Raw genomic sequence first — 24,539 nt, 5'->3', positions numbered from 1 at the left:
CACATCCGGCGTCTCGACGCTCACCGGGACGGGCGGCGGGTACCCGGCCCGCGAGAGCCCTCACGAGTCCGGGTCCGGATTCGGCGGTGGGGCGGCACCTGGGGCCGGCTCCGGGTCGGCACCCGGGCCGGGGACGCCGGGGACGGGATCAGCACCTGGGCCCGGGACGGGGTTCTCAGCCTCGGCGCTGCCGAGCTGGGCCGGTTCCGAAGCGGCGGCCGTCCCCTGCGCCGCTGTCTCACCCGGGATCGGGGCCGACCCGGGGCCCGGGACCGGACCAGGGCCAGGCCCTGGGCCTTCATCCGAGTCGGGGCCCGCATCCGGGTCGGAGCCTTCATCCGGGTCGGGGCCTTCATTCGGGTCCGAGTCCGAGTCGGAGCCCGAATCCGAATCCGAGTCCGAGTCGGAGTCCGAGTCCGGGTCCGGGTCCCGGTCGGAATCCGGTTCCGGGTCGGAGCCCGAATCCGAATCCGAGTCGGAGTCCGGGTCCGAGTCCGGGTCCCGGTCGGAATCCGGTTCCGGGTCGGAGCCCGAATCAGGGTCCGGGTCGGAGTCCGGGTCCGGGTCGGAGTCCGGGTCCGGGTCGGAACCCGGGCCGGAGTCCGGGCCCACCTCCGGATCCTCCGCCTCGTCGCCATCCGTGGCGTCGGTCCCGGGGGCGTGGGGGGCGGCGTCGGCGGTATCGGCGGCATCAGTGGCATCACCGGAGCCGAAGACCTCGGCGGGGGACGGTGCGTGGCTCGCGTCCGTAACGGGCACGACGGGCAGGGGTTGCGAAGCCGACCTCGGGAACGGGCGCGCACCGTAGGTGGGGGCGGACTCCTGGGCTGCGGCCGGGGCCGGATCCTTGGGTTTCGTCCGCCGCCATGTCGCGGGCCTGCTCCCGGGAGCCGGGGAATGCGTGAAGACGGGTCGCCCCCCGTCCCCGATCCCGGACAGATGCGGAAGGCTGACGGTCCACCATACGTGGCGGCCGAGCCGCTGGGCGATCGCGCGCGCCGCGCGCTCCATGACACGCTTCGCTTCGGCCTCTTCCAGGTGGTCCAGCCCTACGAGGTCCAGCACGACCGGGGTCCTCAACTTCTGGTCCAGCAACTCGCGGTCGTAGGCCGCCAGTTCGGCGAGCTCACCGAACGGCGCCCGCCACTTCACTCCGTTGATGGTCAGGTAGACGTAGTCCGGGTTCTGGGGATCCAGTTCGGGTCGCACCAGATACGCCGGCAGGCGGTCCTGCTCGTCTCGATTTCTGTAGTCCCATAGCGCTGGCCTGAGACCACGGGAGGTCCGGACCTGCGACAGGTCCACCAGGGGCACCTTGGGCCCGCTCGTGAAGTCGCGCCCGTCCGCCTGCTGAGACTTCTGGCCTATGGCGGTGCTCGACGACAGGGCTCCGACGGTCTCCAGGTGGTAGGCCGCCGCCGCGTCCGGGCCGGACATCTCGCGCCCCAGCGCGTAGGCCCGCGTGACCAGCGTCAGCATGTCGTCCCGCGCGGCGTCGTCCACCTCGGCCGACGGGTCCAGGTGCAGCACCCGCGCGGTGAGGGCGTCCGTCCCCAGCTCGGAACCGGCCACGAACTCGTGGGCTTTGACCCGTGCCCAGAACATCTGCGATATCTCAGCCTGCGTTACCTGCCCGGGGCCGGACAGCTTCAGGACGTCAACGGCTTCGCCTGTCACGTCCGCGCTCATCAGCCAACCGGCGGCCTCGTCAAGAGCCGTCGGCAGAGGGGCGAAGTCGCGCAGGGACGTTTCCGGGTCGGCGTCCGCCGCCGCCTTCAGCACCGCGCGGTATACCTCCTTGCCCGGCTCCTGGCCTGCATTGTGGGCTTCCGGCCGGGCCGCTACCACGCGCCGCAGCAGATCGAGCGTGAAGGAACCCGCCTCATCGAACTCGGAGTCGGCCAGCCACATGTCATCCAGCGCCGCGACGCCCTGCAGCAGTGTCAGGTGGTCGGGATCGTCCTCCACGTCGTACCCGAACGTTATCCGCAGTGCTCGCACCGCACGCAGCATCCGCAGCCGCTTGGCCCGCCGGGACAGGCCGTCGTCCACAGGCCAGCCCACCGACTCCGCCAGCCGGTCAAGTTCCGCGTCCAACGGCTCCGGACGGTATATCTGCCACGGCAGCCGCCGCCCTTGCGGATCTGTAAGGAGAACCCGCTGGTACCTGCCCTCGTACTTGCGCACGGACTGTTCGCGGTAAGAAATCCGGACGCTTCGCCGTGTCTCGTTCGCCAGGTGCTGCCCCATGCTGATCTTTGCGAGCAGGTCCGGGACAAAGGGCGGCGGGGCGGCATCCGTGTATCTCCTGAGGTCCGTCGCGCCCTTGCCCCGGGGGTACCCGAGCCAGCAGATCATCAGGTCGATCCAGTGCCGCTTCGGACGCCGGGCCAAGCTCGGCCGCCGCCTGAACCAGCGCGTGGCCGTTGGCTGGTCCATCTTCTTTTTGCTGAGGTCCTCCATCCACAGGTGGATACGGTCGGGCTCACCGTGGAAGTCGCCGTGGTACGCCTCGTCCTCCGGCCCCGGACCCGGCAGGTCGTACTCCTCGGAGTAGGTGCCCGTGGCCGGGTTGTAGTAGACGAACGTGGTGATCTGGTCGAGGTGCTGCTGGCCGTCCGCCTCGGCCTTTTGGGTTTCGCTGGGCAGCTGCGAGCCGCGTCCGATCCCTTCCCGGGTCTTCTCACTGACGATAGGTGAGGTCCGCACCCGCCGGTACCACTCCGGATCGTCCTCGTCGGAGTCCAGCACCAGACCGGGCGGGCTCGGAAGCCACGCCCCCCGCGGCTCGCTCTCACTGCGGATCGAGTCGATAGTGACCGGGCTCACTCCGTTGCTGCGGCCCCAGGCCACCCTCCCGCTGGGGGCCCAGACGGTCATACCGGTGCGTTCGGCGAGCAGCCGTGGCAGTTCGAGATAGCGGTCACCGGCGAAGGGGATCGCGAGCACGATCGGCATGTCCGGCGGGAGACCCAGCGACTTCACATGCCGCACCACCAGTTCGACGAACTCCTCGATGTCCAACTCCACTTCCGAGCCGTCCGGAAGCAGCGCCGTCACCACATCGTGGTTCCCGCGGGCCAGCACGACGTACGGCGAGGCATTCACCCCCCAGGGGGCCGCCACCGGCTTCTTGAACTTGTAGCCGCCGCCGCGCCTCTCCCGGCCGAGACGAATCCTGCTGGTGTCCAGCTCGGTGACCTTCTCCAGGCCCCAGTTCAGGCCGGGGACGGGCCTGCCACCCGCCGTCAGGAAGCGCTCCCGACCCCGCGCGATCAATCCCAGCCGCTCCATGTGCGCCGCCACCAGCGACGCCACGCTGGTCAACCGGCCTGCCCTGTCTTCCATCTCGGCCAGGTCGTACAACCCGTCGAGCATAGTGGCGTCCACAGGCTCGTCCGGTCCCAGCCGCAGCACCCTCCGAGCCAGCGCGTTCACGTCCAAGGGGCCGCCCCGCAGCCGCCGGTCCCGCTGGCGCAGCTCGTCGAGTGTCGTCACTGTCGCCGTGTCCCACGGTGCCCAGATCTCGACCACCGCGTGCCGCCGGAACTCGGACTCCGACATCCCGCTGGGCAGATCCCCCGGACGGACGGCGCTGCCGAGGCTGTCCTTGCTGACCCTGAAGTCCGCCTTCTGCAGCTGCTCGTTCGGCGGTACGCCACGTTGCAGCCTGGCGAGCGCGTCGGCCAGGGCGTCGTTGAACAGGTCGGCCACGGCGTCGGCGCGCTCCTCCCCTATCTCCCCCGCCATCCGCGCCCTGTCGCGCCGCCCCAGTCCGGATGGCCCGTTGCTGTACCCGGTGACCTTGATCCTCGGCAGCCGCAGCCCGGCCTGATGGTTGCGCAGCCCCGCTGCGGCAGCCCTGCGGGCCAGGATCACGATCCCGCGCCGCTCGTCCCGGGACAGCTCCGCGCCGCGCCCGAATCGGAAGTGGGAGGTCTCCGGCAACGGGCCGATCGTGCCCGGCAGCTCGGCTCCGGGTGCGACGGGCGATACGTGCACGGGCCGCGGGCCCGACGAACCGAGGCCCGGCATCGTCTGCCCCGCCCCCGAGCGCGTCGCCGGGATGCGGGAGCGCCTGGGCCTGCGCTTGGGCCTGTGCGTGGTGCTGTGCGCTGTACTGGGAGCAGTGCTGGCGGTGTCCGAGGCGTCCGACTCGGAGAAGACGGCCGACTCGGAGCTGTCCGACTCGGATTCCGTAGCGGAGAAGACGGCCGACACGGAACTGTCCGACTCGGATTCCGTAGCGGAGAAGACGGCCGACTCGGAGAGGTCCGGCCCGGCACCCGCGTCCGCACCCGCATCCGCGTCTGAGGGCACGCTCCCCTGTGCATCGACGGCCCGCTCACCGCTCCCCGTGGTACCCGACAAGTGGCCGGAAGAGGCAGGGGCGCTGATCGCGGCATCCAGTTCGGGTTCCGTCACCCTGCTCGTCGCAATCGCGGTTGGTGCCGGATCCGGACCGTCAGTGCCGTCGCTGAGACCGGTCGCCGACGTGGGCGAAAGGGACGTTACAAAGGGGGCCCCCGAGGCGGTCGGGGCGGGCCCGGGGTGCGGGTGCAGGGCCGGTACCGGCGCGGGGGCGGTTCCCTGCCCGGTCGTCGTGCTCGGGAGTGGGGCCTTGGGGGGGACGGGGGCCGGGACGGGTGAGGGGGCGTACTGCACCGAGACTGGGTCGCGGGGCTCGCTCTTCTGCCAGATCTTGGTCATGGGTGACATCGGGCCGGCGGAGGACGCCTTCAACATCAGCACGGAGCTACCGGGCCTGCCTCCGGTCTCCGACAGTCTGGTCGGCAGCCCGGTCGACCAGACCAAGCGGCCGAGCCGCTGGGCAATGTGGTCCGCCAGCTTGGGCAGATGACGGTCCAGTTCCGGAATGTCCAGGACCACGGAGGTGCCCAGGCCTTTGTCACGCAGGGCACGGTCGGCGGCCAGCAACTCCACGAACTCGTCCGCTGTCACCAGCTCGGTCCGCCCGTTGATCACGATCTGCAGACGCTGCTTGTCCGGAGCCAGCTTGGCGCGCACCAGGTAGGGCGACGGCCTGGGCTTGCGCCCGAAGACCGTGCCCACCCACGGCGCGTCCAGCGGCAGACCGTCAAGGGTTCCTGCTTTCGCCAGGTCCACGGTCGGCGGCGTCTCACCCGTGAAATCGCGGCCCTCACCGGTCTGCTCGCCGACGTACCGCGTCTTGATGGTGTTCCCGTCGGACAGGGCGCCACGGCGTTCGAGGGAGTAGGCGGCTGCCACCTCGTCATTGGTCGCGTCGCGCCCCTCGGCGAACGCCTGGGTGAGCACCCACCGCATCCGCTTGCGGTCCTCTTCGCCCAGGCGGATCGTCGCCCTCCGGTGCAGCACCTTCCTGGTGAGCGCGTCCACATCGGTGCCGGGCCGGCGCAGCCGGTCATACACCTTGACCCGCGCCCAGAACATCCGCGACTTCTGCTCGTCGTCAGCCACGCTGATCCCCAGCACTTCACGGGTCCGCTGGGCCACGTCCGTGCCGGCCAGCCATCCGACGGTCTCCCGCACCGCCGGCAGCGTCACGAACTCACCAAGCCGCGGCGGCTCACCCCGCGCGGCGCTCTTCTTCGCCCGCTCCGCCGCAGCCAGCACCGCACGATAGCCCGCCTGATCCACCCCCGACCGGCCCTCCGGATGCGCCTCGACCACCCGCCGGAACAACTCCAAAGTGAAGGGACCCACACCCGTGACATCAGGATCGGACCGCCACATCCCCTCCAGCGCCACCACCCCACGCAGCAGCTCCCTATAGTCCGCGACATCCTCCACATCCCGCCCGAACGTCAACCGCAGCGCACGCGTCAGCCGCCGCATCCGCTCCCGCACCTCCCGCGGCGAACCAGCGGCATACAACCCAGCCTCAACCGCCAGCCGCTCCAGATCCTTTTCGAGCCACTCCGGACGGCACAACTCCACCCGCCCACGCCGCCCCTGCTCATCCGTGAAAGAGACGTGAGACGTCGCGTTTACCTGTGCTGCATGATCGTGGTGCCAGACGCGCACCATCCATCGCGTCGCATTCGCGATGTGCTGTCCCGTCGAGACGTGCGCCAGCGGATCGACGACCCCGCCTCCACTCCCCTCCGGAGCGCCACCCTGACAGGACACGAGGTTGATCCAGCGGAATTGGAGGTACCCGAACACGCGCTGCAGCCACCGAACCCACCGTGTCGCCTCCGGTGGATCAAGAGCGCGGGTTGTGCCGTCCCGCATCCTGAGGTGCAGTTTGCCCGCAGAGCCGTGGAAATAGAGGTGGAGCGCCTCATCCTCCTCGAACTCGGGCGGGCGCGGCAGATCCTCAGCAGTCGAGAGACTGCCCGTCACTTCGTTGCAGTGCTCGAGCGTTCGTAGTTGGTCGAGGGTGCGGCCAAACGCCTCTCTGCCCGCCAACTCCTCCGGCGTGAACGACGACAGGCCGATCACCTTGCCCGTCTTCGAGCTGACAAGCGCCGCATCCTGCACTGCCGACGCCCAGTCCGGCTCCGGCTCATCCAGATCGTCCGGCACCACCACCCCCGGCGGGCTGGCAATCCAGTCGCCCTCCGGCCCGTCGTGAACCACCCCGATCTTATGGGAGCCGTTGGCATCGAAGACGACCTCGCCACTGTGCGCCAGCACGGTGTGCCCCGTACGCGCCGCAAGCCGCAACGGCAGCTTCAGAACATGGCCCCCCGCATAGGGGATGGCCAGGACGATCGGCACATCCTTCGCCAAGCCCTCCCGCTCCACATCCCGGGCGACCACCTCAACGAACTCATCGATGCCGAACTCCCGAGTGGAGCGGTCGTTCAGCCGCACCGTCACCCCGTCGTGATTCCCCTTCCCCGCCACGACGTACGGCAGCGGGCCACCCGCCGGCACCCCCGGAAATGACCCGGAGCCCACCTTCCGCAGACCACCGTCCACCCGCGAAAGAATGTCGAACCCGTCCCTGTTCAGCTCGGCGGTCTCCTCCTCCCCCCAGTTCAGACCCGGGATCCGGCGGCCCGAACTGGTGAAGTGACGAGCCCGGGCCGGATCAATCACACCCAGCCCTTCCAGCACACCCGGCCGGCGCAGATGGAACGCGGCCAAAGCCCCCACGCTCGCCGCCTGACCCGCCGGCGCCTGCCACACCAACGCGCACAACTCATCACGCACCGACCCGTCCACCACCGCGGACGGAGCCAGATGCAGAATGCGCCGCGCCATCTCCTCCAACCCCCGCGACTTCCCCCCGTACCGGCGCGCCTCCCGCCTATTCAGCTTCGACAGCCGCCTTTCTCCGTTCGTGACCCACGAAACGTCCACATGGACAGCCGTCTGCCGCCGGCGGTTCCACCCCGTCACTGTCGCCGGAGCCGGAACCCGATCACTGCCGCCACTCACCACACGGACGACGAAATCCGCCACGCTCAGCCGTTCCCCAACCGGCACATCCGCCTGCAGCCCGGCCAACGCCTCACCCAGCGCCTCGCTGAACACACCGCCCACCGCCTGCGCGCGCAGCCCGCCGAGCACTGCAGCCGGATGCTCTATACCTGGAAGCCCGTTGCTGTGCCCACTGATCTCAACGACCGGCATCGGCAGCCGCGCCCGCCGACTCCGCAGGCCGGCAGCCGCCACACGGCGGGCCAATGCCACGGTCGACTCCCTGTCCTTCACCGACAACTCCGCCGACCCCCGCGAGAACATCATGTGCGACACCGGCGGCAGCAGCGACGCGGAGCCGTCAACCGCCCCGTCCGGCATGCTCGCCGCGTTCGCCGTGTCCCCGCCCGGAGAAGCCGGCGCACCGAGCACCGGGCCCGTAGTCGGCGCATCGAGCCCGATCTCCGCCATCGCATCCGGCGCGGAGACCGGCGAAACGAACACCGAACCCGCACTCGGCGCCATATCGGGCTTGATTCCCGCGGTGTCCGGTTCGGTGCCCAGGACACCCGCCGTGGGAAGCGGCGCCTCCGCCGGAGCGGCTGACTGCTGCGTCAGCGAACCGTCAACTGCCGCTACTCGCCCCTCTGCCACCGGATCAACGGCCGATTCCGAGATCGAAGACTTGGCAGGTTCGGGAATCCGGGATCCGCCGGCCTCCGGAGTCTCCGGCCGGTCGTCGACGGACGTCATGGACGTGGCGTCCGACCACGTATCCGACGCTGTCTCGGACCCCGCGTCGGACGCTGTCTCCCCGTCCCACTGGTCCGGGTCGTCCGGTCCGTCAGGGCCGTCAGACCCGTCGTCAAGCCCGTCAGACCCGTCGTCAGGGCCGTCAGACCCGTCGTCAGGCCCGTCAGACCCGTCGTCAGGCCCGTCCGCGCCGGGGAACGGCGCGGCCTCCACGCTCCACCGCTCCCGCAACCCCAGACCCACCCGGAGCCTATCCGCCAGCCTTGCCGCCGACTCCGGGAGCAGCTCTCGGGCGGGCGCCACCCCTTGGGCCAGCAGATGGTCGGCGACCTGCCGCACCGCATCCCGGAATTCCGCACCGGCATACCGGGAATCGGCGAGCACATCGTGCAGCTCCACCGGCAGCACCAAAAAGACGGCGGCAGCCCACGCCCGGGCGACGTCCGTCTCCATGGCACCGTCGGGCGCCGCACCAACAAACTCCTCACGCGCCGAACCCCACAACCGCCGCGCAACACTGGCCGCCACCGCGTCCAACGCCTCCGGCCAGGCACCCGGCCGCAACATCTTCAGGCGGACCTGGTCCTTGCGCGACAGCGCGCCCAGCGACAACCGGCCATCGCCACGCGCCTTCAGTTCCAACAGCTGACCACCCGACAGCGTCAGACCCGCGGCACGCACCTCATCCCGCCCGACGCTCTCCCTCCCCGTCGGCTCCGGCAACCCGGCAGGCAGATCCGCTTCTGTCACCTCTCCCGCGACCCACCGGCGTTCGGCCGCATCACGGGGAACGACCGGGTCGGCCCCCGCATCACCGGGCGCACGCAACGCCACCAGGTCCTCAACCGCAAAGCCCAGCCCTCGCAACCGCGCTTCGGCCTCCTCCAGCCGGGCCCGCGCCTGCCCCACCCCCGCCCAAGCCTCCGCCACCACCCCCTCATCACCACTGACCCGCTCCATCACCTCCGCCCCCGCAGCAGCCTCCCGCAGCGCAGCCAACGCACGTGCATGCGCGTCCCATACGGGAGCCGGATCGGAAGCGCGACCGGCGGCGGACACCGAATCGGAAGCAGGTTCAACGGCGGGTGCCGAGTCGAGAGCGACGGCAGGCACCGAATCGGGGACCGGCATGTCGGCCGACTCGGGAACCTGCGGCTCAGCGGCTTCCGACGGCCCCGTCACCTCGGACCCCGCGCCCGATCCGGTGCCTGCTCCCGTGCTGCCCGTATCGAGGCTCGCCGTGCCGTCACTGAGGGCGGTCGCGGACGTGGGAGCGGCGGCGCGTTCCGTCTCGGAGGGGGCCTCCGAGAGAACAGGGGCGGGACCGGTGTGCGGGTGCAGGGCCAGTGGGGGCGCGGGGGCCGGTGCCTGCCCGGTCGTCGTACCCGGGAGCGGGGCCGACTCGGGGACCGGGTCCGGGACGGGCGGGGGAGCGTACTGCGGCGTGTACTTGATCTCAGGCTTGCTCAACCGCCAGCCAGAGGTCAGCGGTGACGACGGGGTGACGGAGGACGCCTCCAGTGTCAGCACGGAGCTGCCGGACCTGCCTCCGGTCTCCGACATCCCGGTCAGCAGGCTGGTCGACCAGACGTGGCGGCCGAGCCGCTGGGCAATGTGATCCGCCAGTCCTGGCAGATAGCGGTCCAGTTCCGGAATGTCCAGGACCACCGAGGTGCCCAGGCCTTTGACACGCAGGGCACGGTCGGCGGCCAGCAACTCCACGAACTCGCCCGCCGTCACCAGATGGGTCCGCCCGTCGGCCACGATCTGAAGGCGCTGCTTGTCCGGAGCCAGCTTGGCGCGTATCAGATAGGGCGAAGGCCTGAGCTCGCGGTGGAAATACGTGCGGAGCCACGGCGCTACCGTCGGCGGTCCGCCGGGCGTCCCCGCCGACACCAGGTCCACGGTCGGCGGCTTCTCACCCGTGAAGTCGCAGCCCTCACCGGTCTGTTGGCCGATGTACCGCGTCTTGATGGTGTTCCCGCCGGACAGGGCACCGAGGCGTTCGAGGTAGTAGGCCGCTGCCACCTCGTCGTCGGCCACATCGCGCCCCACGGCGAACGCCTCGGTGAGCGTCAGCCGCACCTCCTCACGGTGCTCTTCGTCCACCGGATCCGACGTGCCCAGGTGCAGCACCTTCCTGGTGAGCGCGTCCACATCGGTGCCCGGCCGACGCAGCCGGTCATACATCTTGACCCGCGCCCAGAACATCCGCGACTTCTGCTCGTCGTCAGCCACGCTGACGCCCAGCACCACCCGGGTGTACAGGGCCATGTCCTTGCCGGCCAGCCACCCGACGGTGTCCCGCACCGCCGGCAGCGTCACGAACTCACCAAGCCGCGGCGCCCGTCCTTGCGGAGCGTTCGTTCTCGCCCGCACCGCCGCGGCCAGCACCGCACGGTACCCCGCCTGATCCACCCCCGACCGGCCCTCCGGATGCGCCTCGACCACCCGCCGGAACAACTCCAAAGTGAAGGGACCCACACCCGTGACATCAGGATCGGACCGCCACATCCCTTCCAGCGCCACCACCCCACGCAGCAGCTCCTTGTAGTCCGCGACATCCTCCACATCCCGCCCGAACGTCAACCGCAGCGCACGCGTCAGCCGCCGCATCCGCTCCCGCACCTCCCGCGGCGAACCAGCGGCATACAACCCAGCCTCAATCGCCAGCCGCTCCAGATCCTTTTCGAGCAGCTCCGGACGGCACAACTCCCACCGCCCAAGCCTTCCTCGGGGATCCGCAGGCAGGCTGTGGGCACTCGTCATCGAATCGTGGAGGCGGTGCGCGACGCGCACCATGAGCCGCGTCGCGTTCGCGATGTGCTGCCCCATCGAGACGTGCCCCAGCGGATCGGCAACGAACGGACCAGGACCGGAAATCCCGAGTTGCGCGGGGTCGTCGTCGACCCCCTCCGGAGAGCCGCCCCAACAGGCCACGAGGTTGATCCAGCGGATTCCGAGATGCTTGAGCAGGCTCATGAACCGCAAAATCCAGTGTGTTGTCTCCTGCGGATCAGCGGAGCGGGTTGTGCCGTCCCGCATCCTGAAGCCCGCTTTGCCGGGACGGCTGTGGAAATAGAAGTGGAATCCCTCCTCCTCCTTCATTCCGGGCGGCAGCGGCAGCGGCTCCTCCTCCGTGAAGGTGTTCCACGCTTGATGTACATGCCTAAAGTTTCTCAACTGGTCAAGTTTACGCGCGAGTTTCTCCCTGGTCCCCGCGAACTCCTGCGGCTGGAATGACGACAGGCCGGTCATTTTGCCCGTCTTCGAGCTGACGAACGCCGTCGTCCGCACTTGCGAATACCAGTCCGGCTCCTCCTCGTCCTCCGGCACCACCGCCCCCGGCGGGCAGGGAATCCAGTCGCCCTCCGGCCTGCCCTCTTCATGAACCACCCCGATCGCATGGGAGCCGTTGGCATCGAAGACGACCTCGCTGGTGTGCGCCAGCACGGTGTGCCCCGTACGCGCCGCAAGCCGGAACGGCAGCTTCAGCTCGTGGTCCCCCGCATAGGGGATGGCCAGGACGATCGGCACATTCTTCGCCAGCCCCTCCTGCTCCACATCCCGGGCCACCACCTCGATGAACTCATCAATGCTCAGCTCCCGGGTGGAGCCGTCGGGCAGCCGCATCGTCACCCCGTCGTAATTCCCCTCGCCCGTCACGACATACGGCTTCGGGCCGTCGGCCGGCACCCCCGGAAGAGGCGTGGAATCCATCCACTGCAGACCTCCGTTCACCCGCGAAAGATTCTCGAACCCGGACCTGTTCAGCTCGGCGGTCTCCTCCTCCCCCCAGTTCAGACCCGGGATCCGGCGGCCCGAACTGGTGAAGTGACGAGCCCGGGCCGGATCAATCACACCCAGCCCTTCCAGCACACCCGGCCGACGCAGATGGAACGCGGCCAAAGCCCCCACGCTCCCCGCCTGACCCGCCCGCCGCGCCTGCCACACCAACGCGAACAACTCGTCCCGCACCGCTTCGTCCACCACCGCGGACGGAGCCAGATGCAGAATGTGCCGCGCCTGCTCCTCCAGTGGCCGCTGCTTCCCCCGGTACCGGCGCGCCTCCCGCTCACGCAGCTTCGACAGCCACTCCCGCCCCTCCGCCTCAACCGACGGCCCGGACACACGGACAATCGCCTGCCGCCGACGCTTCCGCCCCGTCACCGTCGCCGGAGCCGAAACCCACTCACTGCCGCCACTCACCACATGGACGGCGAAATCCGCCACGCTCAGCCGTTCCTCAACCGGCACATCCGCCTGCAGCCTGGCCAACGCCTCACCCAGCGCCTCGCTGAACGCGTCACTCACCGCCTGCGCACGCTGCCGCCCCAGCTCTTCAGCCCGCGCTGCTACGCCCGGAAGCCCGTTGCTGTGCCCACTGATCTCCACGGCCGGCCTCACACCCCGACCCGCCCGCCGACTCCGCAGACCAACAACAGTCGCCGCCACCTCCCAGGCCATCGCCGCGGTCGACTCCCGGGCCTCCCCCCGCAACTGCGCCGACCCCCGCGAGAACCACACATGCAGCGGCAACAGCGACGCGGAACCCTCCCCCGCCGCGTCCGGCACACTCGCCACGTTCGCCGGGCTCGACGTGTCCCCGCCCGGCACAGAGGCCGGCCCAGCGAGCACCGATTCCGTAGTCAGCGGCGCATCGAGCTCGATCTCCGTCATCGCACCGGGCGCGGAGACCGGCGAAACGAACACCGAGCCCGCACTCGGCTCCATATCGGGCTCAGCGCCCTCCACCTCGCCGACCACAGTCTCCGGTCCGGTGTCCGGTCCGGGATCCGGCTCGGTACCCGGCACCGTGTCCGGCCCAGTACCCGGCGCCGCGTCCGGCTCAGTACCCGGCACGGCCGACAACGTCACGGACTCCTGCATCCCGGGCTCGGGCGCCGGATCGGCCGCGGCGTCGGCGTGCCCCGCCTCCTCCGTCTCGTCCGCCTCCCCCTCGATCCGTATCCGGTTCTCGCCCTCCCACAGCGCCTCCTCGAACGCGGCCAGCGCCGCTTCGAGTTCGGGGAACACCGCGAGCACATCGCGGGACTCCGTCCACGCGTCATACAGCTTTCGCAGGCTGTTGGACACCTCATGCAGGGAAGGCAGGGTGTCGGGCAGCTTCGCGGTGGCACCGACCGCAAGGAAGGCGTCGATCTCAGCCCGGAGGCCGTCAAGCCTGCGCCCGATCAACCGCTGCTTCAGGGGTGTGGGCTCCGCGGCGGCCCGCTTGGCCATGCCCGTCACCCAAGTGAGCGACTTCCACCACGCCCCGAGCCTGCCGGCTTCCTTGACCGCCTCCGGCCACGGGGCAGCGGCGGTGGGATCCTGCGACAGGGCCGGGTTGTAGCGCATCGCCTGCGCGAACTCCGTCGCCAGAAGACGGATGGCGACGCCGTTCAGCGGCACGGACTCGGGCCGGTAGGGCGCGCCGCGCGCTTCGAAGAGTACGAGCTGGTTCTCCTCGTCGACGCCCATGGCGCCCATGCCGAAGTCCACGTCCAGGTTCCCGGTGTGCAGCGGGAAGCCCGGCGGAGGTGAGAGGAGGTCCTTCTTGAACTCGCCCCCGTCCCTTCCGTACACGATCGAGCGCAGCCAGTCGACCTTGGTGGGGCCCTCGTTGAGGTCGTTGTCCTTGTCCTCGTAGAGCTCCCGGAACACCCGCTCCGACGGGGCATACTCCAGGGCTCGCATGAGGTCCGGAATCTCCTGGTCCGGCCTGCCGAGCAGCAGGAGGGCGACGTCCTCGCGCTCTTCGTCGGTGAGCAGCACGTCGTGCACGGAGCAGAAGTCGCTCCGACTCATCAGCCGGAAGGCCGCGACCACATGGAGCCGTATTGCCCGCCGCATCAATTCTCCCTGTTCCGCCCCCGCTCGCTCCAGGTAAAAGACGATCAGCCGAACGAACTCACGAGCACCAGGTGTCAGGGGACGACCGTGCTCTCCGGCGAAGAATTCATCGATCCGGGACACTTTCCGCTGGAGTTTTTCCGTTTCCTGAGCCGGGAGGAGATCGGCGAAGGCGGAAGCCAGTTTCGAGAGGCCGATACCGAACGTGGCCTGCAGCGTTGCCCGGAACCTCAGGTCCTCGACCGTGACGGTCGCATCCCTCACCAGGATGACGCCGTCCCTGCCCGAGGCTCCGTCGGCCAAGTCGGACAGCTGGAATCGGTGGTCCTGAGCGGCGAGGGCCATGGCCCGCATCCGTGCGACGAGGCCGATGATCTCGCGGAGGGCGTTCTCGGCCTGCTTCAAGTCCGACACAGGCTCCAGCACGAACTCGAGGTTGGAGCGCGTGTACGGGGGGTCGTCCGGCGTGTCGGTCTCCAGCCTCCATCCGCTGCGGCGGAGGAGCACCACGCCCCGGGCGTAGAAGGGAACCGTGGCGCCGCCGAGTTCCAGCTCGATGCCGAACTTCGCCCGCAGGAGCGGCGAAAGAGGCCGGAGCACCTGCGAGGTGCTCCCGCCGGTGGCTTCCGCACCGCTTGCCGCCGTACCGGACGGGTGCCCGTCAGCCGGCGTGGTCACGGTCTGCTGATCCACTTGCTCGGGACCAGACTCCGGCCCAGGCGCGGGGCCATGCTCAGGCGCAGGACCGGGTGGGGGCGCGGACGGCGGGGTGGATGTCTGGGTGGAGGGCGGAAGGGCCGCAAAGGTCGCGGAACTCGGGCCATCGGGTTTCGCCACAGTGGCTACCCCGAAGACACCGACTCCGCGGGCGTTCCCGAGCGCATCCGGTGCCACCGCGACGGTCCAGGTGTTGGTGTGGGGGTCGTACCAGGGCAACGTCTCGCCCCAAGCGGCCCGCGCTGTCCGGCCGGTAGACCGGCTGCCCGCCCCCATGACGCTGTTTGCAATGGGAGCCCCCGGTCGCGGCCGGAGGTTCGAACCCACGAACAGCATGTCGACGTCGGGAGGAAGGACGCCCAGCTCCCTGTCCCGCGCGAGCAGCTTCCCGGACTCTTCAGCGGACGCCCGTTGGGGCACCCACAGTTGGTACGGGTCGCCGTTGGCGAAGACCACGTAGGGAGCCCGTCCGCCAAAGCGCCAGGGCGACGGCGCAGTGCCCGCGAACACGAGCGACTCGCCCTCCCGGCGGAGCAGCGTGATCACACGGAAGTTGAACGTACTGCCGACAGGGGGCAGCGGGCCACCCCAGTGCCGTCCCACCACCGCCTGATCGGGCCCCTTGACCAAGCGGTCCGGAGAGAGCGCACCCACGAGTTCCAGGTGGAACGCGGACAATTCATGGAAGTCGTTGATGTCACGGCCGGCGGCCAGCGCCTTCTTCACCACCCGCGCTGCCTCTTCGTGCCGCCTGGGGTCGGCTGCAGCCGTGTGCAGGATTCCGGAGGCGAACGCGTCCATGTCCTGGACTTGGCCCAGCCGTTGGGCGGCCTTGGCCTCCACCCACAACAGCCGAGACCGATCCGCCTCATCGACGAACTGTTGCGAACCGAGCCCCAGGATGTCTCTGGCTCTGCTGTTCACATCCCAGATGGGCAGTAGACGCCGCTGCGACAGGACATCGGTCAGATACCGCAGCCCGGTGAATTCGGTGAGCACGCTCACCCGATGCCGCGCCCGTTTGTAGACAGCCGTACGGAGAGCGTCCTTGGCCCCATCAGTAAGGGGCTGGCGCTGCCCGCAAAACTCCTGCACAACGCTGAAGAAGAGTTCCAGGCTCAGCCGGTCGACGCCGTCCAGCTTCGGGTCAGCTTCCCGCAGAAGGTCGATCGCGCCGATCCCCTGCAGCAGGCGGGGGTACTCCGGGCTGTCGACGATGCTGGGGCCGAAAGCCAGGCTCAGCACCTGCATCAGCCGCTGTGTCCGGTCCCTGACCTCCTGCGACGCCGGGCCACGCCCACTGTGCAGCCCGGCAGTCCGAGCGTGGCGGTCAAGCTTCGCTCCCTCCGGGACCAGCCGGAGTTCCTCCAGGCCGTCGAGGACAGGGCCAAGGTCGTCCTCGAACGGGACGTTGCCGTGGGTCCAGTCGACCGTCTGCGGCTGGCCCGACGGAGCGATGAGTCGGAAGCCCGGGTCGAACACCCCCCGCCGCGTCAGGTGATAAGCCCGCAGCCCTGCCAGAGTGTCCGCGTTCGCGGTCTTCGGCGCCATTGCCACCTGCATGAGCTGATGGCGCTCCGCCCAGGTCACAGGCTTCCCGGACGGCAGGGCCAGCACATAGCGGGCCGGTGCGTCCAAGTCCAGCGGACCACTGCCCAGCCCGGCCACGATGGAGCGCATGTCGTCGAGCCGGGAGAGGACCACCTTCGCCTCGTCGTAGAAGGGACGTCTGCCTGTGACTGTCGGACCGTAGAGCTGCTGGAGGACGGTGCCGAAGTGCGCAAACGAGTCTTCGAACACAGCCCGCGCGGCCTGCGGGGCGGGTGCGGGGGGAGGCGCGGGAGCGGGAAGGTCGGGCTTGAGGTCGATAGGACGCAGGGGCAGCATGTCCTCCTCGACCGGCTGACCGTTCGGGCCGGGCAACACCCCGACAGTGAAGGTATCGGCAGCACGGAGGGAGCGTTGTGGCCTCGTCCCGTGCCCGACACTGAACACGGTTCTGCCCGTGTTCTCGATGACCGAGACCGGAAAGCCCCCTTGCCCGAGACGGGGATCCAAGCTCACCACGAGGATGTCCCTCTCCAGTGGCTGATCGAGCAGAACCTTGTCGCGGAAGAGCAGCTCACCGAAGTGTTCATCCGGCACGGACCCGACATCCCCAACGAACAGCACGAAGGGGCGCGGACCGCCCGGCTTGTGGTAGGTGGCCGGGACGGTGCTGGCGGGCACGAGCGATCCATCCGCCGCACGGCGCAGCAGAGTCATCTCGCTGAAGTCGAACTTGCTTCCGTCAAGGGCTTTCGGGTGGCCGCCCAGGCACCGCCCGATCACCGCCCCGTCAAGATCCTTCACCAAAGTGGCGTCGTCGAGCGCCCCTTGGAGTTCAAGATGGAACGCCCCCAGCTCAGTGAGGGAGTTGCCACGGCCCACGGCCAGCGCCTTCCTCACCACCTGCCACGCCTCCGGGCGCTTCAACGCATCGGGCCTGTTCAGATGCAGCACACCGGCGGTGAAACGCTCCATGTCCGGGACGGTGCCGAGCAGTTCGATGAGCTGGACCTCGGCCCAGATCAGCCTCGACCACTCCGCGTCATCCACCGCAGCCCCAGGATCGAGCCTCAGCACATCCCTGGCCATGCGCTCCGCGGCGGCGGTCCCGCGCTCAGGCAGCTCGGACAGGGCTTGGACCACCCGCGGCAGCGGGGCGAAGCTGGTGAGAGCGAGCCGCGACCGACCCGCCCGCTCCCATGCCTGGGCCGCCGACAGCAGAACATGTTCGGCGTCCTGCTGAGTGATATCCCGGCCAGGCCCGTCGTTGGCGGACGATTGACCGGGACGCGCTGCGAGAATGACCCGGTCGAGCAGTTCCATCGTGAGGTAAGGAATACCCCGAAGGCGCCAATCCGCCTGGAGCATGAGGTCGATCGCACCGATGCCGCGCTCCAGTTGGCGGTAGTTCGGCCTCTCCACCACACGCCTTCCGAAAACGTCACGCAGCGCCCGCACCAGAACCACCGCCCGCTCCCGGACCGGCTCCGGCAGCGGACCGGAGCCGCCGATCCACAGTATGCGCCGGGCACATGCGTCGAGTTCCTCCCCCTGCGGCTCCGGCTGACCCACCATCAACACATAAGTGCGGCCTCGGATGTCGGCCCAAAGCTTGATGGCGGATTCGGTCGCCGATATTGCCGAGGCACCACCGACCGGCAACACATGGGCGTACACGGTCCCGCGCTCCGCAGTGGCCACATGCTCGGTGGCGGAGCGATCCCTGAGACGATCCGCCACGAACGGCAGCGGGCCGTGGACGGCTGTTGGGAAGGGGACATCCCCGATACCAGGTTTCGCGGCCCCATAGCAGATCAGCTGCAAGGTGGGATGTTCCGTCGAAAGCGCGGCCCGGCTCCGGCGGCGTCCAAGGGTACGGGTGTAGGGCAGGCTCTCCTGCGTTCGCGGACCGGACCGCGTATGCCACGTGATCGCGTTCGGCAAGCCGTGTTGTGCGGTGACATACCAGAAGGGGCCGCCGTGAAAGGGTGCCTTTTCGGCCGGGCCGTACAAGTCAGTGGCGGGGTAGTAGGAGCGGGTCGAGCGCGCTGTCAGCGCAGCGCTCGCGCAGCGCGCCCGCGACCAGCCACCATCGGAGTCCTGGGTGAAGTCGACCGAGAGGAAGCCCCTCGACCGGTGATTGGAACCCACGAGGGGGAAGGCGAATATGTCCCGCTCCCAGTCCTCCGCTCCCTCGGTGGAGGGTCGCGGCAGGCCCGGATCGCTGGCGATCCAGTCACCCCGGGGCCGCTTGCCCACGTCCTCCACCAGCTCGATCGCGAACCACCCCGAGCCGTCCGGGGAGAGATCCTCTTGCCCCGTCAGCATGCGGCCGCTGCAGGACCACCACAGTCGGTCCAAGTTGTCGGCGAGGTCACGGGCACACGTGAGGCCCGAGAAGGACAGCTCATCAATCAGCGACAGGACCGGCACCGTCTTCGGCAGACTGGTCAGCTCCGGATCAAGGGGCATCAGCTCGGCGAAGACCTCGTGCGGGACGTGGCACTTGAACCCGTCACGGCCGCGCACCAGGACGACATCCCGTTCGGAATCCGCCATCACGAGGTAGGGCTCCGGGTCGTCCGGCCGGGGCTGCCACGGCGCGCGTTCGAAGACCCGAGTGACGGTGCCGTCCACATGCACGGTCTTCACCACGCTGGTCCTCAGATCCAGCTCATTCTTGATGCCTTTTCCGGTCCAGTCGATGCCCCGCACACGGCCGTCGGGTGCGGTGAGATGGAACTCCGGATCGAACGCGCCCATCCATGTCACGTGGTACGCCGACACTGAGGCCAGATTCCTCACGCCCGCCGTCTCCGGCGACATCGCCACCCGCATCAGCCATTCGCGGTGTTCCTTGGTCACCCGCCGCCCGGGGGGCAGCATCAGCACATGATGGGTCAGCGCGTCGAAGTCCAGCAGCCCGCCGCGCAACTTCCGCACGTCCGCTCGCAGGTGATCGAGCCGGGCGAGGGCAGTACGCGCCTGAGACCGGACGAGGGTCTTTCGCGTATACCGACCGCCAAGGCGCTGAAGGATGTCCTCGTACCGCCGCTCGACGTCCTGCTGCAAGACGGGCGCCGGCTGCGTGCCGGGAGCCGGCGCCAGATGCGGACCGGGAGCGGGCATCTGCGGGGCAGGAGCGGGCGCCGGGTAGGCCGGCGTGCCCCCCAGGGGCTGCGGGTTGAATGCCGATGCGTTCCCGGAATAGGTGACGGGCTCGCCGTACACCGGACGCGGGGCATCTACAACTGGGGGGCCCATCCGCGGCCGGGGGCGCCTCGGCGCGCCCGGCCCGGCATCAGAGAGGGACTCTCCCCCAGCGGAAGTCCCGCCGCCGCGGGGCGACGGGGCGTGCTGTTCTGCCTCCTGCACGGCTTGCTGCGGGCGGAGGCCCGTGTTCCCGTTCGGGTCTGCCGTGGGCTGGAACCCCGCATCATCGTCACGGTCGTCCGGGCCCTCCTGGAACGTGGCCGGGCCGGGCGGTGGGTCGGCCGGGGCGGGCAGGGCGTGGGTTCCGGCGAGGTCGCCGTCGTAGTGGTCCGCGTTGTCGGAGTAGTGGAACACCACCCCGGTTCGGGCCGTGGGCGGACCGTAGGAGATCGGGTCGACCCCGTCGCTTCCCTGCCGCTTGATGTAGAGACGTACGTCGAAGGCCTCGGCCAGCAGGTACGGGAACAGTTCTCCGACATCCGTGCTCCACCGGTTGCCCCAGTCGGCGACCGCCGCGTGCAGGGCGGCGAACTGCCCTGCGGTCCACCGGTGGTCCTGCTGCCGGACGTGGGACAGCAGCGAGTCGAGAATGTCAGGGTCGGCGTCTGCGAGGACCACCGCCAGATCCTTGCCCTTGCCGAGCGGCAGCTCCGCCGCCGCGATCTCTCGTGCCAGCTGCCACTCCTCGGTGGACGCCTCGGCCGAGGGGCCCGGCAGGTGCTGCTTGGCGCGCTGCTCGATCCACCCGGCCCGGACGTCGGGCAGCTTCTCAACGGTGACCCGCTCGCTCAGTTCCCCGAGCAGATCCGCGCGGCTCACGCCGGCCAACTCTCCGCCGCTGGCCAGGAGATGGCCGACACGCTGCATGAACTCCGACGGCAGCGCTGCCGGGCTGTCCCCGAGAAAGCGCCGGACGTGCTGGTGTGCGAGGCGCACCGCCTCGTCGAACGTGGCACGTTCGGCACGCGGCAGCCTGCCGAGGCGTATCAGCCTGGCGGTCTCGCGCAGTCTGCCGGGGTCACCCAGCAGCCGGGCCACGGGGTCACCGGCCGGCAGGTTCAACTGCTGGCGGACGTGGTCGGGCGCGGTGGTCAAGAGTGCGGAGATCTGGCACCAGCCGTCCATCGGCACGGGGACCGGCTTACCCGGAACGGGCACCGGGGGCACGTGGTGATCAGGTGTGCTGCTCTCCCCCGGCCCTGCGGCCGTCCGCGATGCGGACCCACCGGAAACGGATGCGGCCGACTCGGGCCGCTGTCGCGACTCCGGCTGCTGTCGCGGCTCCTGCTGCCGCTGCGGGTCGGCAGCCGGATCCGGACCCGGCTGCGGACCCGGTTGCGCCCCCTCCGGCGCGGGCCGACCTGCCGGAGTCTCCGGCCCCGGCCCCGGCGGAGGCGTCACCTCCGGGGAACCCGGCTCCGCCTGCGGGGCGGCGGGGGGTGGGGCGTAGGGGAGGAAGGACAGAGCGCGGGTGGTGCGCAGGGCCAGTTCGACGGTGTGGGCCCAGTGGGTCGCGGCGTACGACGCTGCGGTCAGTAGGCCCTGGACGGTGGCGGGGAGAGTCGCCGTCCGGGCGGCCGGGGGCTGCTTTCCGGACCTCAGCCGTTCAGCGATCTCCTCCAGCGTCCGCACGTGAACTTCGGAAAGCTCGCCGAGGTCCAGCCACACCTGCGCGCGATCGTCGTTGTCGTTCAGCCCGTCCACGAGCCGCCGACCCAGTTCCTCGGGCGGCAGCGAGCGCCAGTCCGCGATGTCCTGCTTCTTCAGGAGCGACGGGAGGTCGTAGACGCCGGGCACCGTCGGGGCGGTAACGACGATCACGTCAGGGGCTGGATTCTCAAGGAGCGCCGCGAGGCGACGGGGGGACGTGTCGGCGCTGACGATGCCCAGGCCGAGGACGTCCTCCACCCGCGCGCGCAGCGTCATGTTGCCGGTCACCCAGCGGGTCCCCCGCGGCCCGCTGACCTTCACCAGAACCTGCGCGGTCAGGGTATGGCCGAGGACCCCCTTGTCGTCCCAGACGGCCGGCAGACCGTGCTTGAGGACCTCGCGGTGGAAGCTGCTGCCCGAGGAGTCCTGGCCGGCGCCGATGCTCTCGCCGAGAAGCGGGGCCGAGGGAGCCAGTGTGTCGGTGTCGTCCTTCGTCAGTCCGAACGTCCCCGAGAGGGACACAGTGGGCGTGAGGGTCTGACTGCTCGCGGTGGTGGCAGTGCGGGTGGTCTGCCGGATCCCCATGGTGACGACGTCCATGCTCTCGGTCTCGAACTGCGGCCCGAACAGCATGAGTTCGATCGCTGGCTTGCCCTTCGCCGGTTCCTGCCCGGTGAACCTCGCCGCCTGAACCGGAGTGAGCTCGGTCTCCTCGTGCGGACGGAGCAGGTTGCTGATGCGGACCATGTTGGCCTCGCCGGAGAGCGTTTCCGAGGGCACGTCCTCGTTACGCAGCCCCGGGTCCACCTCGCGCAGCGCCTTGCCGATGCCGTCGATCGCGTCGAAGTCGTAGACGACAACCGGCTGGGTCGGCTGCCAGCGCTTGTCATCGGTGAGCTGCTTCTCGTACTCGCTGGGACCGGTATCGACGGTGCCGGTGTCCGGGGCGCCCGGGGGCCTCGCCTGTGTCAGGGACCGACGGGGGTCCCGCTGGTGGAGTGCGGGGGTGATCAGCAGCGGCTGGGGCAGGATCTCGCCTTCGCTCTGCGCCTCGTTGACGGGGAACCGCAAGGTGGCAAGGAGTGGGGTGGACACCGGTCGGCGGCCGGCCGGGTCGGCGGACTCGTCGGTGGGCCTGCCGAGGAGCACCATTCCTCCGTCCGGCTGCCCCGCCTCCTGCGGCTCCGGGCCCCTCTTCGGGTCCGCGGGCTGGTTCATCCAGGCGGTCACCCCCGCGACGCTCGCCGCCAGCACGCTGTCCGTCAGGCCCCACAAGGTCTTCGGTGCCCTCGCCAAGAAGTTCAGCAGCGATCGCTCCACCGGCTTGTCGCGGATCTCCACCTCGGCGATGTACGGCACCTCGGCCTCGACCGACGGCCAGAAGTTCCGCAGCCAGGTCAACTGCGCCGGGGTGACGGTGCGGCTCTGGCCTATCGCACGCGCCCGGGTGATACCGAAGCTCGGGCCGCCCTGGTAGGTGGCCTCTCCGGACCGGCCCCCGGCCACGGAGAGTCCGAGCTGCGCCGAAGAGGTCGTCGTGGACGTCACTGTGCGCGAGGCAGGTGCGGAGGCGCGGATGTTCTCCACGCCCGTGCGGTTGAGAAGTTCTCCGCGTACGTCCGCCAGCCCGGCTTGCGGGCGGGCGCGGACGGCGACCTCCACGACACGGGGGCCCTTATAGCCACGGTAGATGAAGTGGAGACGAATCCAGTGTTCAGCGCCGTTCGCCACCAGCCCGCGCAGGCCGGTCACGCTGCCGAGGCGCGCGATGCGCGGCTTCAGCGTGGTGATGTACGTGTCCTTGCCCGGGGTGAAGACGCCCGGCGCTCTCTTCTCCACCTCCTTCTCGATCAGGGTGGTGACGGCGTCGAGGGCGCCTTCGGGAACAACGTGGGGGACGCTGGCGAACCCCAGGTATCGCCCTCCCGACCGGACGAAGTACCGGGGCAACCGCCAGTTGAGGACGGGCTCCGGCTGAATCCAGTCGGCTGCGGCGCACAGGACCGGGTCGTTTTTGATCTGATTCTCCGTGGCCCATAGGACCCCGGCGCCGGGAACGTCGATGGCGTTCGCCACCGGACGCCACGAGCCGAATCCGATCAGGTTCTCCGCAGCGTTGCGGTGGCCGCTGCGCTCGATGAGCACAAACGTCGCGGTGGCCCGGAACTCGTAATAGGCGTTGTGCCAGGCGGCGGCGAGCCGCGTGACGGAGGCGCTGTCGGTGTCCGTGATGTTCCGCGCATGGGTCAGGCTCCGGCCGCCGCTTCCGGTGATGCCGACGACAGTGCCGTCAGTTGCACGGGCGTACCCACCGGACAGGGAGCCGGCGGTGGCGTGCGTGAGGCTGAAGCCGCGGTCGTCCTGGCCGACGTCGGAGTTGGTCGAGTCCGACTCGGTGTAAGTGTCGTCCCCTTCCTTGATCCGGCCCTTGAACTCGAGCGGGTACTGCTGGTCGGCACGGAAGTAGGCGAGGAGTCCCACCTGGGTGTCGGTGGCGACCAGGGAACCGCCGTCCGTACTCAAGGGGAAGAAGTAGCCGCCGCCGAAGACCTCGTGGGCGTGCCCCTCCAGCATGGTGGACGACAGGGCGGTCTCCGCCACTTGCCGACCCAGGCTCACGGCGGCCGACTGCGGGTTGCCGACGGTCACATCCCGCAGCCACCGCGCGGTGGCGGTGAGGCCGACGGGAAGCTTGTCCGCGACGCGGCCCGTCTGCTCCGAAGCCCACCGGGTGACCGGCCAGCGCTGCGGCTGCCCCGGTGCGGTACCGGCCAGCATCTGCCCGAGCACGGCGATCAGCACGTCACTGCCCATCAGCGAGTCCACGTGGAGGTTCCCCGGCAGCCGCAGCACTCCCTCAGGGTGTGCACCATTCGTGTCCGGGCGCAGCAGCGCCTTGGTGAAGTCCGCGTCGGTGGCCTGCCGGATCGTCGGTGCGCTCAGTTTGCGGGGTGGCGCGGTGAGTGTCCGCACCTTCGCGATCGACAGGGACAGCATCCCCTCCTGAGCGTCGAACGCCGGCGGCGGCCCGTCCCCGGTGTCCCCGGTCACCTCCAAGCCCCAAGTGACCGGCATCTCGAACAGAGCCAGTCCCACCGGGGCGTACTGGATCTCGTCGTGACCCACACCGGCGCCTGACCCGCGGTTGCGCTCCCACCTTGGCGTCACGGTGTAATCGGGCAGCCCACCCGTCAGGCTTCCCTCGTCCCCCACGGGGCCGCCCGCCGTGCCAGTCGTTCCGAGGCTGAGTGCCAAGGCCGACCCGTGGCTTTCGCTGCCCGGTGCGAACATGCCGCTGGCGTTGAGGCCCGACCAGTTCGGCAGGTCCTTCGTGTGCCGGGCGTTCCCGCGCGGTGAGACGGTGAGTTTCACCTTGACCCGGGAGGAAAGCCCATCTGCCCGCGGCTTCTCGAACCACAGGGGGTGAC

General features: G+C 69.7%; 1 protein-coding gene (running past one end of the window). It reads right to left on the bottom strand.

Annotated elements, in window-relative coordinates; translation table 11 throughout:
* Positions 1–60 precede the first annotated feature (60 nt).
* Positions 61–24,539: the 3' portion of a lonely Cys domain-containing protein gene (locus tag ACTWP9_RS03380; RefSeq protein ID WP_443244433.1), read on the bottom strand. The gene runs 50,689 nt beyond the window's last position; only the last 24,479 of its 75,168 coding nucleotides appear in the window; the start codon falls outside the window, past its right edge; the stop codon is at positions 61–63.

It is taken from the genome of Streptomyces sp. 3N207 (assembly GCF_052246355.1).
In the GTDB taxonomy this organism is placed as follows: Bacteria; Actinomycetota; Actinomycetes; order Streptomycetales; family Streptomycetaceae; genus Streptomyces.
The sequence above is the reverse complement of the archived record's forward strand: the minus strand, read 5'-3'. Positions and strand labels throughout refer to the sequence as shown.